General features: G+C 60.9%; 12 protein-coding genes and 2 tRNA genes. 10 read left to right on the forward strand and 4 right to left on the reverse strand.

Features of this window, described 5'->3' with window-relative positions:
* Positions 1-18: 18 nt before the first annotated feature.
* The 10 genes from QRN61_RS27010 (at position 19) to QRN61_RS27055 (ending at position 13,002) form a co-directional block, all read left to right on the forward strand.
* Positions 19-1,398 carry an N-acetylmuramoyl-L-alanine amidase gene (locus QRN61_RS27010; protein WP_371260346.1) on the forward strand — a complete coding sequence of 460 codons (1,380 nt, stop codon included), beginning with the start codon at positions 19-21 and terminating at the stop codon, positions 1,396-1,398.
* A 5-nt stretch (positions 1,399-1,403) separates the two neighbouring features.
* A complete protein-coding gene (gene mutL / locus QRN61_RS27015; RefSeq protein WP_285376352.1) occupies positions 1,404-3,302 on the forward strand; it encodes a DNA mismatch repair endonuclease MutL in 1,899 nt (632 codons plus the stop codon).
* Positions 3,302-4,273: a tRNA (adenosine(37)-N6)-dimethylallyltransferase MiaA gene (gene miaA, locus QRN61_RS27020; protein WP_097089867.1), complete on the forward strand. Its 972-nt coding sequence runs from the start codon at positions 3,302-3,304 to the stop codon at positions 4,271-4,273. Before mutL ends, miaA begins: the two co-directional genes overlap by 1 nt.
* A 94-nt stretch (positions 4,274-4,367) precedes the next feature.
* A complete protein-coding gene (gene hfq / locus QRN61_RS27025) occupies positions 4,368-4,628 on the forward strand; it encodes an RNA chaperone Hfq (protein ID WP_003221112.1) in 261 nt (86 codons plus the stop codon).
* A gap of 12 nt (positions 4,629-4,640) precedes the next feature.
* Entirely contained in the window at positions 4,641-5,942 is a 1,302-nt protein-coding gene (hflX, locus tag QRN61_RS27030) for a ribosome rescue GTPase HflX (protein WP_097089868.1), read from the forward strand.
* A gap of 96 nt (positions 5,943-6,038) precedes the next feature.
* Positions 6,039-7,214 carry an FtsH protease activity modulator HflK gene (gene hflK / locus QRN61_RS27035; protein WP_285376335.1) on the forward strand — a complete coding sequence of 392 codons (1,176 nt, stop codon included), beginning with the start codon at positions 6,039-6,041 and terminating at the stop codon, positions 7,212-7,214.
* Positions 7,214-8,083, forward strand: coding sequence for a protease modulator HflC (gene hflC, locus QRN61_RS27040; RefSeq protein WP_007967437.1), 870 nt, complete (start codon positions 7,214-7,216; stop codon positions 8,081-8,083). Before hflK ends, hflC begins: the two co-directional genes overlap by 1 nt.
* Positions 8,084-8,396: 313 nt before the next feature.
* On the forward strand, positions 8,397-9,584 hold the full coding sequence (locus QRN61_RS27045) for an ATP phosphoribosyltransferase regulatory subunit (RefSeq protein WP_047600701.1): 1,188 nt from the start codon (positions 8,397-8,399) through the stop codon (positions 9,582-9,584).
* A 54-nt stretch (positions 9,585-9,638) separates the two neighbouring features.
* Positions 9,639-10,928 carry an adenylosuccinate synthase gene (locus QRN61_RS27050; RefSeq protein WP_003221122.1) on the forward strand — a complete coding sequence of 430 codons (1,290 nt, stop codon included), beginning with the start codon at positions 9,639-9,641 and terminating at the stop codon, positions 10,926-10,928.
* Between the two features lie 139 nt (positions 10,929-11,067).
* Positions 11,068-13,002 (forward strand): methyl-accepting chemotaxis protein, encoded by a 1,935-nt coding sequence (locus tag QRN61_RS27055; RefSeq protein WP_097089869.1) that lies wholly within the window; start codon positions 11,068-11,070, stop codon positions 13,000-13,002.
* A 100-nt stretch (positions 13,003-13,102) separates the two neighbouring features.
* Here QRN61_RS27055 and QRN61_RS27060 read toward each other — a convergent pair whose 3' ends face one another.
* The 4 genes from QRN61_RS27060 to QRN61_RS27075 form a co-directional block, all read right to left on the reverse strand.
* Positions 13,103-14,668, reverse strand: coding sequence for an ABC transporter permease (locus tag QRN61_RS27060; RefSeq protein ID WP_285376338.1), 1,566 nt, complete (start codon positions 14,666-14,668; stop codon positions 13,103-13,105).
* A complete protein-coding gene (locus QRN61_RS27065) occupies positions 14,668-15,678 on the reverse strand; it encodes an iron ABC transporter substrate-binding protein (protein WP_003221127.1) in 1,011 nt (336 codons plus the stop codon). Before QRN61_RS27065 ends, QRN61_RS27060 begins: the two co-directional genes overlap by 1 nt.
* 203 nt (positions 15,679-15,881) lie before the next feature.
* Positions 15,882-15,968 (reverse strand) — tRNA-Leu (locus QRN61_RS27070).
* A gap of 180 nt (positions 15,969-16,148) precedes the next feature.
* Positions 16,149-16,235: transfer RNA gene (locus QRN61_RS27075), tRNA-Leu, on the reverse strand.
* Positions 16,236-16,375: the final 140 nt, after the last annotated feature.

Raw genomic sequence — 16,375 nt, forward strand, 5'->3', positions numbered from 1 at the left:
GTGGCTGCCGTTGGACTGATGTTGATGGCAGTAACCGTCAACGCTGTGGCCGAGACAAAGGTCAACAGCGTGCGCCTGTGGCGGGCGCCGGACAACACGCGACTGGTCTTCGACCTGAGCGGTCCGGTGCAGCACAGCGTCTTCACCCTGACCGCACCGGATCGGCTGGTGATCGACATCAATGGCGCCACCCTGGGGGCGCCGTTAAAGGTCTCGACTGCTAACACGCCGATCACCGCGATGCGCTCGGCCCAGCGCACGCCGACCGATCTGCGGGTGGTCATCGACCTGAAAAAAGCCGTCACCCCGAAAAGTTTCTCGCTGGCGCCGAACGCGCAATATGGCAACCGTCTGGTGGTCGACCTGTTCGACAATCCGGCTGATGCCGCGCCACCGCCTGCCCCGACGCCATCGGTCGCCACCGTGCCGGCAGTGCCGGTGACACCGTCTGAACCGGCGATCAAGTTGCCACCGGCCCCGGCCGGCAAGCGCGACATCATTGTGGTGATCGACGCCGGTCACGGCGGCGAAGACCCGGGTGCGTCCGGCTCGCGCGGCCAGCGTGAGAAAGACGTGGTGCTGCAGATCGCCCGCGAGCTGCAGCGTCAGGTCAACGGCATGAAAGGTTTCCGCGCCGAGCTGACCCGTACCGGTGACTACTTCATCCCGTTGCGCGGCCGTACCGAAATTGCCCGCAAGAAGGGCGCCGACCTGTTTGTTTCGATCCATGCTGACGCCGCGCCGTCTGCAGCAGCCTTCGGTGCCTCGGTGTTTGCACTGTCTGATCGCGGCGCGACGTCGGAGACTGCCCGTTGGCTGGCCGACAGCGAAAACCGTTCCGACCTGATCGGTGGTGCCGGCAATGTCAGCCTCGACGACAAGGACCGCATGCTCGCCGGCGTACTGCTTGACCTGTCGATGACCGCTTCGCTGACCTCCAGCCTCAACGTCGGCCAGAAAGTCCTGACCAACATCGGTCGCGTGACTCCGTTGCACAAGCAGCGCGTGGAGCAGGCCGGGTTCATGGTGTTGAAGTCGCCGGACATCCCGTCGATCCTCGTCGAAACCGGATTCATCTCCAACGCCAACGAAGCGAACAAACTCTCGGCTTCAAGCCACCAGCAGGCGCTGGCGCGTTCGATCAGCAGCGGCGTGCGCCAGTTCTTCCAGCAGAATCCGCCACCGGGCACCTACATCGCCTGGCTGCGTGACTCCGGCAAGATCGCCCAAGGCCCGCGCGATCACCGCGTGAGCCCGGGCGAGACGCTGGCGATGATCGCCGTGCGTTATCAGGTGTCCCCCGCGACGCTGCGCAGTGCCAACAACCTCAGCAGCGATGAGCTGAAGATCGGCCAGCACCTGACCATTCCCGGCACCGAACTGGCGTCCAAAGAATGAATCAGGTGTTGAACGCCGCACGCATCGAACTGCTCAGCCCGCGGCTGGCGAACCAGATCGCCGCCGGCGAGGTGGTCGAGCGCCCGGCTTCGGTGATCAAGGAGTTGCTGGAAAACAGTCTCGACTCCGGTGCCAAACGCATCGATGTCGATGTCGAGCAAGGAGGCGTCAAGCTGCTGCGGGTGCGTGACGATGGCAGCGGCATTTCCGCCGACGACCTGCCGCTGGCGCTGGCGCGTCACGCCACCAGCAAGATTCGCAATCTCGAAGATCTGGAGCAGGTGATGAGCCTGGGCTTCCGTGGTGAAGCACTGGCGTCGATCAGCTCCGTGGCGCGCCTGACCCTGACCTCGCGCACCCGCGACGCCGATCAGGCCTGGCAGGTCGAAACCGAAGGTCGCGACATGGCGCCTCGGGTGCAGCCGGCGGCGCATCCGGTCGGTACGTCGGTGGAAGTGCGCGACCTGTTTTTCAATACGCCGGCGCGGCGCAAGTTTCTCAAGACCGAAAAAACCGAATTCGATCACCTGCAAGAAGTGATCAAGCGTCTGGCGCTGGCGCGTTTCGACGTGGCCTTCCATCTGCGCCACAACGGCAAGACCATCCTTAGCCTGCACGAGGCCCACGATGATGCGGCCCGCGCCCGGCGTGTGGCGGCGATCTGCGGTTCGGGCTTCCTTGAGCAGGCGCTGCCGATCGAGATCGAGCGCAATGGTATGCACTTGTGGGGCTGGGTCGGGTTGCCGACCTTCAACCGCAGTCAGGCGGACTTGCAGTATTTCTTCGTGAACGGCCGTGCGGTACGCGACAAACTGGTGGCCCACGCGGTGCGTCAGGCTTATCGCGATGTGCTGTTCAATGGCCGTCATCCGACCTTCGCGCTGTTTTTCGAGGTCGATCCGGCGGCGGTGGACGTCAACGTGCACCCGACCAAGCACGAAGTGCGCTTCCGTGACGGACGCATGGTGCATGACTTCCTTTACGGCACATTGCACCGCGCGTTGGGCGATGTGCGTCCGGAAGATCAACTGGCCGGCTCTGTCACCACCGCTGTGGTGCGTCCAAGCGGCATCGAGGCCGGCGAGTTCGGCCCGCAGGGCGAAATGCGTCTGGCGGCCAACGCGCTGCTGGAACAGCCGCAGGCGCAACCGGTGTTCAACACCTCGTCGGGCGCCAGCGCTGGCGGCGCTTATCAGTATCAGTACACGCCGCGTCCGCAGTCGGCTGTGCCGGCCGCCGAGGCACAAGCTGCTTACCGCGAGTTCTTCGCACCGTTGCCGGAAGCGAATGCCAACGCGCTGCCAGCCGGTCAGGAAGATATTCCGCCGCTCGGTTACGCGCTGGCGCAGCTCAAGGGCATCTACATTCTGTCCGAGAACGCTCAGGGGCTGGTGCTGGTGGACATGCACGCCGCGCACGAGCGGATCATGTACGAACGCCTGAAAATCGCCATGGCCAGCGAAGGTCTCAGCGGTCAGCCGCTGTTGGTGCCGGAGTCGCTGGCGGTCAGTCAGCGAGAGGCCGATTGCGCTGAAGAACACGCTGCATGGTTCCAGAAACTGGGCTTCGAGCTGCAGCGTCTGGGCCCGGAAACATTGGCGATCCGCCAGATTCCGGCGCTGCTCAAGCAGGCCGAGGCCAATCGGCTGGTGGGTGACGTGCTGTCGGACCTGATGGAATACGGCACCAGCGACCGGATTCAGGCACACCTGAACGAACTGCTCGGGACCATGGCCTGCCACGGCGCGATCCGTGCCAACCGGCGCCTGGCTTTGCCGGAAATGAACGGCCTGCTGCGCGACATGGAAAACACCGAGCGCAGCGGACAATGCAACCATGGCCGACCGACCTGGACCCAGCTGGGCCTGGACGATCTGGACAAACTGTTCCTGCGCGGTCGTTGATGAGCCAGCTTCCTCCAGCGATTTTCCTGATGGGCCCGACCGCTGCGGGCAAGACCGACCTGGCCATCGAGTTGACCAAGGTGCTGCCGTGCGAGCTGATCAGTGTCGACTCGGCGCTGGTCTATCGCGGCATGGACATCGGCACCGCCAAACCTTCCAAAGAATTGCTGGCCGAGTTTCCGCACCGGTTGATCGACATTCTTGATCCGGCCGAGGCCTATTCGGCTGCGGATTTCCGCCGCGATGCCCTGCAAGCCATGGCTGAAATCACCGCACGCGGGAAAATTCCGCTGCTGGTTGGCGGCACCATGCTCTATTACAAGGCGTTGGTTGATGGCCTGGCGGACATGCCGGCGGCGGATCCCGAGATCCGTGCGCAGATCGAAGAAGAGGCTGCACGCCTTGGCTGGCAAGCCCTGCACGATCAACTGGCGATCATCGATCCGGTGTCGGCGGCACGCATTCATCCGAACGATCCGCAGCGCCTGAGTCGGGCGCTGGAGGTTTATCGGGTCAGCGGTCAGAGCATGACTGCCCTGCGTCAGCAACAATCTGCGCAAAGTACTGAAGCAGCCGCTTCGGGACGGCAACAATTGCCCTATACTGTCGCGAACTTGGCCATTGCTCCGGCAAATCGTCAGGTACTGCACGAGCGCATTAAACAAAGATTCACAAATATGCTGGAACAGGGGTTCATCGACGAGGTCGTAGCCCTGCGTAAAAGAAGTGACCTGCATTCCGGGTTGCCGTCTATACGTGCGGTAGGCTACCGCCAAGTCTGGGACTACCTGGATGGCAAGCTGTCGTTAGCTGAAATGCAGGAACGCGGCATCATTGCCACGCGTCAATTGGCCAAGCGCCAGTTCACCTGGCTGCGCAGCTGGGAAGAACTGCACTGGCTGGACAGTCTTGATTGCGACAATCTGCCACGCGCCTTGAAATACCTTGGGACCATCTCCATATTGAGCTGAGTCCTTGCAATTGCCGTCTATCCTTGGGGGTGTGGCGGCCAAAGCCATCTGAATTACCTATTTTTATTATTGAATCCTTAAAGGAGTGCGGCACATGTCAAAAGGGCATTCGCTACAAGACCCTTACTTGAATACTTTACGTAAAGAGAAAGTTGGGGTTTCCATCTACCTGGTCAACGGTATCAAACTGCAAGGCACGATCGAGTCGTTCGACCAGTTCGTTATCCTGCTGAAAAACACCGTCAGCCAGATGGTTTACAAACACGCTATCTCGACAGTCGTGCCAGTACGTCCAATTCGTCTGCCTAGCGCAACCGAATCCGATGCGGGTGACGCTGAGCCAGGTAACGCCTGATAGGAGCCTCCTTTGTTCTTTGAGCGCCACGGTGGTGGTGAGCGAGTCATCCTCGTTCACTTGGAAGGTCAGGACCCTGAGGCGCGCGAAGATCCGCAGGAGTTTCAGGAATTGGCTAATTCGGCGGGCGCCGAGACCGTTGCGTTTTTTAACGTACCGCGTCATCGGCCAACCGCCAAATTCCTGATTGGCAGCGGCAAGGTCGAGGAATTACGCGACCTGGTCCATGCCGAAAAGGCTGATCTGGTGATTTTCAATCACATTCTCACGCCCAGTCAGGAACGTAACCTCGAACGTGTTTTCGAGTGTCGCGTGATCGACCGTACCGGCCTGATTCTCGATATCTTCGCTCAGCGCGCCCGTACCCATGAAGGCAAGCTCCAGGTAGAACTGGCCCAGCTTGATCACATGAGCACCCGCCTGGTTCGCGGCTGGACTCACCTTGAGCGTCAGGGTGGCGGTATCGGCATGCGTGGCCCGGGTGAAACCCAGCTCGAAACCGACCGGCGCCTGCTGCGGGTTCGTCTGCGTCAGATCAAGGGTCGTCTGGAAAAAGTGCGCAGCCAGCGCGAGCAATCGCGACGCGGTCGTTCCCGCGCGGATATCCCTACCGTGTCTCTGGTGGGCTATACCAACGCCGGCAAATCCACGCTGTTCAATAACGTGACCAAGTCCGAGGTGTACGCGGCCGACCAATTGTTCGCCACCCTCGACCCGACCCTGCGCCGTCTGGAACTGGACGACCTGGGGCCGATCGTTCTGGCGGACACGGTAGGGTTCATTCGACACTTGCCGCACAAGCTGGTCGAAGCATTTCGGTCTACGCTCGAAGAGTCGAGCAATTCCGACCTGCTGTTGCACGTGATCGATGCGGCCGAACCGGATCGCATGTTGCAGATCGAGCAGGTGATGGTGGTACTGGGCGAGATCGGAGCCCAGGACTTGCCGATCCTCGAGGTATACAACAAACTCGATTTGCTTGAAGGCGTTGAGCCACAGATCCAGCGCGATGCCGATGGCAAACCGCAGCGGGTCTGGCTGTCGGCGCGCGATGGCGCAGGTCTGGAATTGCTTGAGCAAGCCATTGCCGAGTTGCTGGGCAGTGATTTGTTTGTGGGGACATTGCGCTTGCCGCAACGGTTCGCTCGACTGCGTGCGCAGTTCTTCGAACTCGGTGCGGTACAGAAAGAAGAGCATGACGAAGAAGGCATCTGCCTGCTGGCCGTTCGTTTGCCCCGTGTCGAGTTGAATCGACTGGTAAGCCGCGAAGGATTGCAGCCGATGGAATTCATCGAGCAACACACTTTGCAATAAAAGCCTGGCAAAGCGGTTGTGCCGCAACGGCAGGCATTCTGTAGCATTGGTCGGCGCGCCGTGGGTGCGTCTTTGCTTTATCAGATGGAGAGCGCTATGGCTTGGAATGAGCCGGGTGGCAACTCGAATAATCAGGATCCTTGGGGTGGCAAGCGCCGCAATAACGGCGACCGCAAGGGGCCACCGGATCTCGACGAGGCCTTCCGAAAGCTGCAGGAAAGCCTGAACGGGTTGTTCGGTGGTGGTAAAAAACGCGGTGGTGATGACGGCGGTGGTTCGGGCAGGAGTGGTGGCGGCTTCGGCGGTCTGCTCGGCATCGGCCTCGTCGTGCTGGCGGCTGTCTGGCTGTACAGCGCGGTCTATGTGGTCGACGAGCAGGAGCAAGCCGTGGTGCTGCGCTTCGGCAAGTACTACGAGACTGTCGGCCCCGGCCTGAACATCTACTTCCCGCCGATCGACAAGAAGTACATGGAAAACGTCACGCGTGAGCGTGCCTACACCAAGCAGGGCCAGATGCTGACCGAAGACGAGAACATCGTCGAAGTGCCGCTGACCGTGCAGTACAAGATCAGCAACCTGCAGGACTTCGTGCTGAACGTCGATCAGCCGGAAATCAGCCTGCAGCATGCGACCGACAGCGCCCTGCGCCACGTGGTGGGTTCAACCGCCATGGACCAGGTGCTGACCGAAGGTCGTGAATTGATGGCCAGCGAAATCAAGGAGCGTCTGCAACGTTTCCTCGATACCTATCGCACTGGTATCACCGTCACTCAGGTCAACGTACAGAGCGCAGCGGCACCGCGTGAAGTGCAGGAAGCCTTCGACGACGTGATCCGCGCCCGTGAAGACGAGCAGCGTTCGCGCAACCAGGCGGAAACCTACGCCAACGGTGTCGTGCCGGAAGCCCGTGGTCAGGCCCAGCGTATCCTCGAGGATGCCAACGGTTACCGCGACGAAACGGTTTCGCGCGCCAAGGGTGAGGCGGATCGCTTTACCAAACTGGTCGCCGAGTATCGCAAGGCCCCTGAAGTCACCCGTCAGCGTCTGTACCTGGACACCATGCAGGAAGTCTTCAGCAATACCAGCAAGGTACTCGTGACCGGCAACAAAAACGGCCAGAGCAATCTGCTTTACCTGCCGTTGGACAAAATGATCCAGAACAGTTCGGGCAGCAATGCACCGGTAACCGGTTCTGCCGCCGCCAGCAACAACACGGACGTCGCGCCGCATGTCAGTGACCTGCCGCAGACACGTACAAGGGAGACCCGCTGATGAGCAATAAATCGCTGATCGCCCTGATCGTTGGCGTTGTCGTGGTGCTGGTGGGCTGGAACTGCTTCTATATCGTGGCTCAGACCGAGCGCGCGGTGCTGCTGCAATTCGGTCGTGTGGTTCAGGCCGATGTCCAGCCGGGCCTGCATGTGAAAGTGCCTTACGTTAACCAGGTGCGTAAATTCGACGCACGTCTGATGACGCTGGATGCACCGACACAGCGCTTCCTGACCCTGGAAAAGAAAGCCGTGATGGTCGATGCCTACGCCAAGTGGCGGGTGAAAGATGCCGAGCGCTTCTACACCGCGACTTCCGGCCTCAAGCAGATCGCCGACGAGCGTCTGTCCCGACGTCTGGAATCCGGTCTGCGTGACCAGTTCGGCAAGCGCACCCTGCACGAAGTGGTGTCGGGTGAGCGTGATGCGCTGATGGCTGACATCACCGCGTCGCTGAACAAGATGGCGGAAAAAGAGCTGGGTATCGAAGTCGTCGATGTCCGGGTCAAGGCCATCGATCTGCCGAAAGAAGTGAACCGCAGCGTGTTCGAACGTATGAGCACCGAGCGTGAGCGTGAAGCTCGCGAGCACCGCGCCAAGGGTAACGAGCTGGCCGAAGGCATCCGTGCCGACGCCGATCGTCAACGCCGCGTGCTGCTGGCTGAAGCCTATCGTGAGTCCGAAGAGATTCGCGGTGATGGCGATGCCCAGGCCGCTGCGATCTACTCCAAGGCCTACGGTCAGGATCAGGAGTTCTACGGTTTCTACCGTAGCCTGCGTGCCTACCGTGAAAGCTTCGCGAACAAATCCGACGTCATGGTTCTCGACCCAAGCAGCGACTTCTTCCATTACCTGGAAAAGTCCAAGCCTTGATACGATGTTGACCTGAATCATTCCGCCCGGCGGCTAAAACCTCGGGCGGGGTGATCCTTTGGGAAAACGTGTGTATGATGCGGCAGCCGGGAAATTCCCGGCTTTTTTGCGTCTGCACGTTTGATTGCTGTTTTTTGTTGCAGGCATCGGGTTGAATGGCCCGAGCGTTTTTCGAGGAAAGTGATGGGCGAAGCCGGTAACAGGCCTTTCGCCGCGTCGTTCATGCGCGTGCGTTTTGAACGGATCGGTCATTTTCTGCTTCACTCAAGGCTCGCCCGCAGGCTGGCCGCCCGGATCAAAGGGGAATGGCGTAATGGCAACGGTAGACCGCTGGCTGCTGCCAGATGGCATCGAAGAAGTACTGCCACCGGAAGCGGCGCGCATTGAAGTCGCGCGTCGTCAGGTGTTGGATCTGTTCCAGAGCTGGGGTTACGAGTTTGTCGTGACTCCCCATATCGAGTACCTGGAATCCCTGCTGACCGGTGCGGGCCAGGACCTGGATCTGCGTACCTTCAAGGTCATCGACCCGCAGTCGGGTCGGCAGATGGGGTTCCGTGCCGACATCACGCCGCAAGTGGCGCGCATCGATGCGCACACCCTGCGTCGCGAAGGTCCGAGCCGTCTGTGCTACGCCGGCAGCGTGCTGCATGCCCAGCCGCGTGCACTGTCGTCCTCGCGCAGCCCGATTCAACTGGGTGCCGAGCTGTACGGCGATGCCAGCCCGAGCAGCGACGTTGAAGTCATCAGCCTGATGCTGGCCATGCTGCAACTGGCCGATGTGCCGGATGTGCACATGGACCTTGGCCATGTCGGCATCTACCGTGGTCTGGCGCGTGCCGCCGGTCTGTCCGGTGAAGTCGAGCAGCAGTTGTTTGATGCGTTGCAACGCAAGGCCATCGACGAGGTCATTACCTTGACCGAAGGCCTGCCGGCCGATCTGTCCGGCATGCTGCGGGCATTGGTCGACCTGTGTGGCGGCCGTGAAGTACTGAGTGCGGCCCGTGAGCGTCTGGCCAATGCACCGGCGCCGGTGCTGGCGGCGCTGGAAGATTTGCTGGAGATCGCCGATCGTCTGGCGACGCGTTTCCCGGAGTTGCCGCTGTACTTCGACCTGGGCGAGCTGCGCGGCTACCACTACCACACCGGTGTGGTGTTCGCGGTGTTTGTCCCGGGCGTGGGCCAGTCCATCGCTCAGGGCGGTCGTTACGACGACATCGGCGCCGACTTCGGTCGTGCCCGTCCGGCGACCGGTTTCTCTACCGATTTGAAAACCCTGGTGACCCTGGGGCGTGCTGAGATCGAGCTACCGTCTGGCGGTATCTGGATGCCTGACAGTACGGATGCGGCACTCTGGCAGCAGGTTTGCCAGTTGCGCAGTGAGGGTCAGCGTGTCGTTCAGGCATTGCCTGGACAACCTTTGGCCGCCGCCCGTGATGCGGACTGCGACCGGCAATTGATTCAGCAGAACGGGCTTTGGCAAGTATCGCCACTGGCTTCTTGAGTTTTCCTGCCGGCCATCGCCGGCACCAAGTTTGCGCGAATGAGGACAAGTGTTATGGGTAAGAATGTCGTAGTCCTGGGCACCCAATGGGGTGATGAGGGCAAAGGCAAGATCGTTGATCTGCTGACCGAACATGCTGCCGCCGTAGTGCGCTACCAAGGTGGCCACAACGCTGGCCACACCCTGGTGATCGACGGCGAGAAAACCGTCTTGCACCTGATCCCGTCGGGCGTGCTGCGCGAAGGCGTGCAGTGCCTGATCGGCAACGGCGTGGTGGTTGCACCTGACGCGCTGCTGCGTGAGATCACCAAGCTGGAAGAGAAAGGCGTACCGGTGCGCGAGCGCCTGCGTATCAGCCCGTCCTGCCCGCTGATTCTGTCCTTCCACGTGGCGCTGGACCAGGCCCGTGAAAAAGCCCGTGGCGAGCTGAAGATCGGTACCACCGGTCGCGGCATCGGCCCGGCTTACGAAGACAAGGTTGCACGTCGTGGCCTGCGCGTGGGCGACCTGCTGAACATGCCGCGCTTCGAAGACAAGCTGCGTGAACTGGTGGATTACCACAACTTCATGCTGGTCGGTTACTACAAGGAGCCGGCCATCGAGTTCGAAAAGACTCTGGCCGAGTGCAAGGAATACGCCGAGCTGCTCAAGCCGCTGATGCTCGACGTGACTGCCGAGCTGCACGACCTGCGTCGCGCCGGCAAAGACATCATGTTCGAAGGCGCCCAAGGTTCGTTGCTCGACATCGACCACGGTACCTACCCGTACGTGACCAGTTCCAACACCACCGCAGGTGGCGTGGCGACCGGTTCGGGCGTTGGCCCGATGTTCCTCGACTACATCCTGGGCATCACCAAGGCTTACACCACTCGCGTCGGTTCGGGTCCATTCCCGACTGAGCTGTTCGACGACGTGGGTGCGCATCTGGCCAAGCAAGGTCACGAGTTCGGCGCTACCACCGGCCGTGCCCGTCGTTGCGGCTGGTTCGACGCCGTCATCCTGCGTCGCGCTATCGATGTGAACAGCATCTCGGGCATCTGCCTGACCAAGCTGGACGTACTCGATGGTCTGGAAACCATCAACATCTGCACCGGCTACAAGGACGCGCAAGGCAATGCCGTGGCGCCGACCGACGCTGACAGCTACGTGGGCCTGCAGCCTGTGTACGAAGAAGTGCCGGGCTGGACCGAATCGACCGTGGGTGCCAAAACCCTGGAAGAGCTGCCAGCTAACGCTCGTGCCTACATCAAACGCGTTGAAGAGTTGATCGGCGCGCCGATCGACATTATTTCGACGGGCCCGGATCGCAACGAAACCATCGTTCTGCGTCATCCGTTCGCTTGATAAGTCGTTGATGTAAAAAACAAAGGCCCCTTAATCGGGGCCTTTGTCGTTTATGCCTGTTGGACGGCATGACCTTTGCTGTAAATCTTCCTACAAGAGTGCCATCAAATTAATGGCGTCAGAAGTAGAGGGATTCACAGTGTCGGCCGTTCTCTCACTGTTACAAAGCCGTTTGTTGCGGCCCGTGTTCGTTACCCTTGGTATCGCCCTTTTGGTGCAAGTGCTGGTGGCAGTCGCCCTGACACGAAGCACGGTCACGGCGCTGGAAGCCGATCTCGGCGCTCGTCTGGGCGCTGACAGCCAAAAGCTCTCCGGCGAGCTGGAGCAGGCCGGGCGTGAAGTCACCTCAAGCCTCGATAACCTTTCCTCAAGTACCCGGCAGCGCCTGACCGCCGGCCTGTCTTCCCGTCTGAAGGAAGAGCAGGCGCAACTGCGTACGACACTGGAAAAAGATCTCAAGGACTCGGCCAATGACATGGCTCAGTTGCTCGCCTCGGTGGCGCCGCGCGCCATGTGGGACAGCGACGTGCCGACCCTGTCCGAATTTGCTCGTCGCGCCCAGCGCAATCCCAACGTGTTGTTCGTGGTTTACGACGATGCCACCGGACAGCACCTGACGCGTTATCTCAACCGCGAAAACCCGATCAACAAGGCCTTGCTGGAAAAGGGCCAGGGCGAACGCGCGCTGGATAAAGTGCTGGACGCGGCGAAAAACGATCCGTCGGTCTACTACCTCGAGGCCTCGATCAATCCCAACGGCGTGGAAATCGGCAAGGTGCTGATGGGCGTATCGACGGCTTCGGTGGACACCGATCTGGCGGCGCTCGACCAGCGCTTCTCGGCGCTGATCGCCAGCAGCGATCAACTGGTCGGCGATAGCCTCAAGGGTGCCGCTGCCGATAGCGCGACGGCAATGCAGGCGCGCCTGCAGTCGGCGCAATCCACCGCGACCGAGATGAAAGCCAATACCAGCAGCACCGTGCAGGAAGCCGCCGCGACCTTGCGCTGGCGCATCGGCATGGGCCTGGCACTCGTCGGTTGCGGCGTGCTGCTGTTGCTGGCGGTGGTGCTGGGGCACCGGGTGGTCAATCGCTTGAAGATGCTCAACGCGGCGATGGACGATCTGGCGGCAGGCGAGGGCGACCTGACCAAGCGCGTGCAGATCAACAGCAAGGACGAGATCGGCGACATGGCCTCGGCAGTCAATCGCTTTGTGGATAAGTTGCAGCCGATCGTGCGCGAGGCGGGCGACGTGGCCCAGCGTACCGGTGTGGAAATCGGCGCCATGACCCTGCGCAATGCCGGTGCCGACGCAGCGGCCGGGATGCAGCGTGACGAAGTGGCGGAAAGCCTGCGCGCGCTGTCGCAAATGGCTGACGAGGCGCAATCGGAAAGCCATGCCATGCAGGCGGCGTTGAAGCAGGTGGTGGATATTCGCCAGGCCACCGATGAAAACACTCGTACCTCGGCGAAAGTCGGCAGCCTGATCGAGGCGCTGGCAGGACAGGTCGACACCGGGGCGAAAGTCATCGAGCGGCTGGCGCAACAAAGTGAACAGATTGAAGTGGTGCTGACGGTGATTCACGGCATCGCCGAGCAAACTAACCTGCTGGCCTTGAATGCGGCGATCGAAGCGGCGCGCGCCGGTGAGACCGGGCGCGGTTTTGCCGTGGTCGCGGATGAAGTGCGTGCGCTGGCGAGCAAGACGCAGAGCTCGACCGGCGATATTCAGGCGCACATCGTCGCGTTGCAGCAGGGCGCGCGTGAAGCGGTAGAAGCGATCGGTCAGGCGGGGCGTCAGGCCAGCGAAGGTTTGCTGGTGTTACGCGACAGCGCACGGTTGCAGCAGTCAGTGCAGGCCTCGGTCGAGCAGGTGCATGCGGCGATCGGTCTGGCAACGCAGGCAGCGGCGCATCAGGCGCAGGGCGCGCAGGCAGTGCGTGGGCGGGTCGAAACGATTCATGCCCAGGCCGAGAAAGCGGCGCAGGCGGTGGTGGAAACCACGGCCAGTGGCAAGGTACTGGATGGGCTGGCGGCGCAGCTGAAGGCCAGTCTGGGACAGTTCAGGGCCTGATGTTTCCCCCTTCGCGAGCAGGCTCGCTCCCGCATTCGATCGCATTCCTCTGGTGGGACTCGGTCAAACTGTGGGAGCGGGCTTGCTCGCGAAGGCGATTTCAGCGGCTCAGATACATCCGCGTCGTCAGCAGATACACCGGCAACCCCGACACCACAATCAACAACGCCGCATAAGGCGCTGCCGCCGCGAACTCGACATTTGCCGTATGCGCCCAAACCTCGGTCGCCAGCGTGTTCAGCCCGGTCGGACTGAGCAACAGCGTCGCCGTCAATTCCTTCATCGCATCCAGAAACACCAGCGCAAACGCCGCACCCAGTGCCGGGAAGATGATCGGCAGGGTCACCCGGCAAAACGCGGTGAATGACGATGCCCCCAACGTGCGTGCCGCTTCCTCCAGCTGCGGCGCAGCCTTGTTCAGTGCCGTGCGAATCGGCGCCTGTGCCAATGGCAGGAACAGCAGCGCATAAGCGATCAGCAGCAATGCCGAGGTCTGGTACAGCGCCGGCACGTAGTGCAGGGCGAAATACACCAGCGTCAGCGCGATTACCAGGCCCGGCAAGGCGTGGAGCAGATACGGCAAGCGTTCGGCCCAGATCGCTAGTTGGCCCTTGTAACGCACCACCAGCAGCCCGACCGGCACCGCCAGCAGCAGGCACAGCGCTGCGCCACCCAGCGACAAGGCCAGCGAAGACAGCAGGGCTTCGCTGATCGCCGCGACCGGGAAGGCTGCCGATGAGCCCACCGCCAGCCAGTACGCGAGCATGCCCAGCGGAATCCCGCTGCCGACAATCGCCAGCAACAGGCAATACAACTGACCGGCAACCGCCCACGGCCCCAGCCGCACTTGCTCGGCCTGACGCGCTGCGCCCTGGCCGGTGCGCACATGGCGACCCTTGCCGCGTACACGCAGCTCCAGCCACAACAGCATCAGACATAGCGCGAGCAGCACCGCCGAAAGCATCGCCGCGTTGGCGTTGCTGAATTCCAGTTCGAATTGCTGATAGATCGCGGTGGTGAAGGTTTGCAGGCCGATGATCGACAGTGCGCCGAACTCGACCAGCATGTGCAGGGCAATCAGCAGCGAACCGGCCAGCAGCGACGGCCAGAGCAGCGGCAGGGTGACGCGGAAAAACACGCCCCAGCGATTCTGTCCCAAGGTGCGGGCGGATTCTTCAAGGGACGGATCGAGGTTGCGCAGGGTCGCCGCGACCGGCAGAAAGATCAGCGGATACTTCGACAGGCTCATCACCAGAATCGCCCCGCCGAGGCCTTCGAACTGCGCGCTCAACGACACCCAGGTGAAGCTGCTGACAAACGCCGGCACCGCAAATGGCAGGCACAGAATCACTCCCCACGGGCGTCGGCCCGGCAGATTGCTGCGCTCCAGCAACCACGCCAGTGACAGGCCGATCACACCGCAAGCCAGCGTCACGCCAACCATCAATGCCAAGGTGTTGCGCAGCAGACCGAAAACGTACGGGCGCCACAACAAGTGCAGCGCTTCGGCCCAACCGGCCTGCCAGGCTTTCAGGCCGACATAGGCCAGAGGCAACAGGCTCATGACCACCAGCAATAAAACCGGCAGCACCAACCAGATCGACGGGCGCTTGCGTCGTGGCACGTAACCCCCGCTCGCGGCGGGGGCGGATAACGATGTGGCCATCAGTTCAGGCCAACTTCACGTTCCAGGTCCAAGGCTTCTTCGGCGTTGCCCAGATCGGCCGGGGTCACGTTTGGCGCTTGCAGTTCGCTGAACGGCTTGAGCCCGCGATCCGATTCCATACCTTTGTGCAGCGGGTATTCGGCGGTGGTCTGAGTGATCACGCGCTGGCCTTCCTCACTGGCCATGTAGGCAAGGAATTGCTGGGCTTCTTTTGGATGTTTGCTGGATTTCAGCACGGCAGCGCTAGATACAGTGATCAGTCCGCCGACGTCGCCGCCGGTGAAGTAATGCAGTTTCGAGTCGAGTTTGCCTTTTTCGCGTTGCAGGGCGAACCAGTAGTAGTTGTTCACCAGCACGGTGGCGACTTCGCCGTTTTCCACGGCTTTGAGCGCGACCATGTTGTTGCTGTAGGTCTTGCCGAAAGCGCGCAGGCCGGTCAGCCATTCTTCGGCGGCGTCGCGACCGTGCATCTTGATGATCGCCACGGCCTGTTCCTGAAATGCGCCGCTGGTCGGGACGAAGCCGACTTTGCCTTGCCACTTCGGATCGGAGAATTCCATCACCGACTTCGGCAGGTCTTTCTCATCGACCAGTTTCGGGTTGTAGGCAACTACGCGAACCCGCGCGGTGACACCGATCCAGGTGCCGTTGCCGGCGACGTATTGCTTGGGCAGCACCGCCAGCGTGGCGTCGTCAGTCTTGGCCAGCAGGCCTTGCTCGCCGAGGTTGTTCAGCGGAGGAGATTCTTCGGTGTAGATCACGTCGGCGGGGGAACGGTCGCCTTCTTCGATGACCTGGCTGGCGAGCTGGTTGCTGCTGCCCTTGCGTACGTTGACGTGAATGCCGGTCTTGGCCTCGAAAGCCTTGGCGATCGCATCGCCGACTTCCTTGTGTTGACCGTTGTAGAGCGTCAGGGAAACCGCATCGGCTGCCTGGGTGAGGGGAGTGGCGAGTGCCAGGCCGAGCAGGGTGAAGGTCAAGCCGCGGCGCAGGGTATTTCGAAACATCATTCGCAGGGTTCCTCACTGTCGCATTGCAAAAACTTGCAACAATGATAAACGATATTGTTTCTCAAGTGCGCCTTGCGGGTCGGTTGAGTGTTTGCTAGAGGCTGGTCGCCACAAGGTTTTGCAGGTTTTCAAACGCCATAAACACAAAAACCCGCTTTCGCGGGTTTTTTGGGAAACTCAACGTCGTAACCTTGAGTTTGAATTGGTGCCCAGAAGAAGACTCGAACTTCCACGACCGTAAGGTCACCAGCACCTGAAGCTGGCGTGTCTACCAATTTCACCATCTGGGCATTCATCGCGAGCGTTGCCGCTGTTGATGTGGCGCACTATACGGAGCGCTTTTTGATCTGTAAACCCCTGATTTAATTTTAATTAATCAGTTTTAACAAACCCGTTCCTTAGAATGCAAAAAACCCGCTTTCGCGGGTTTTGTGTGAGCCTTGAAACTGATCTAGTCTCAAACTCGAAATTGGTGCCCAGGAGAAGACTCGAACTTCCACGACCGTAAGGTCACCAGCACCTGAAGCTGGCGTGTCTACCAATTTCACCACCTGGGCATCTCGTCAACGTGTGTACGTCGTCGATGGCGCGCACTATACGGAGCGCCTTTTTAACTGTAAACCCCTGTCAGCAAAAAAAATGAATTTTTTTACCAGCGGTGTTCAAAAGGGCTTTCAGGCGTCGATACAAGGCTCCA

Source organism: Pseudomonas sp. lyk4-TYG-107 (assembly GCF_030209055.1).
Taxonomy (GTDB): domain Bacteria; phylum Pseudomonadota; class Gammaproteobacteria; order Pseudomonadales; family Pseudomonadaceae; genus Aquipseudomonas; species Aquipseudomonas putida_A.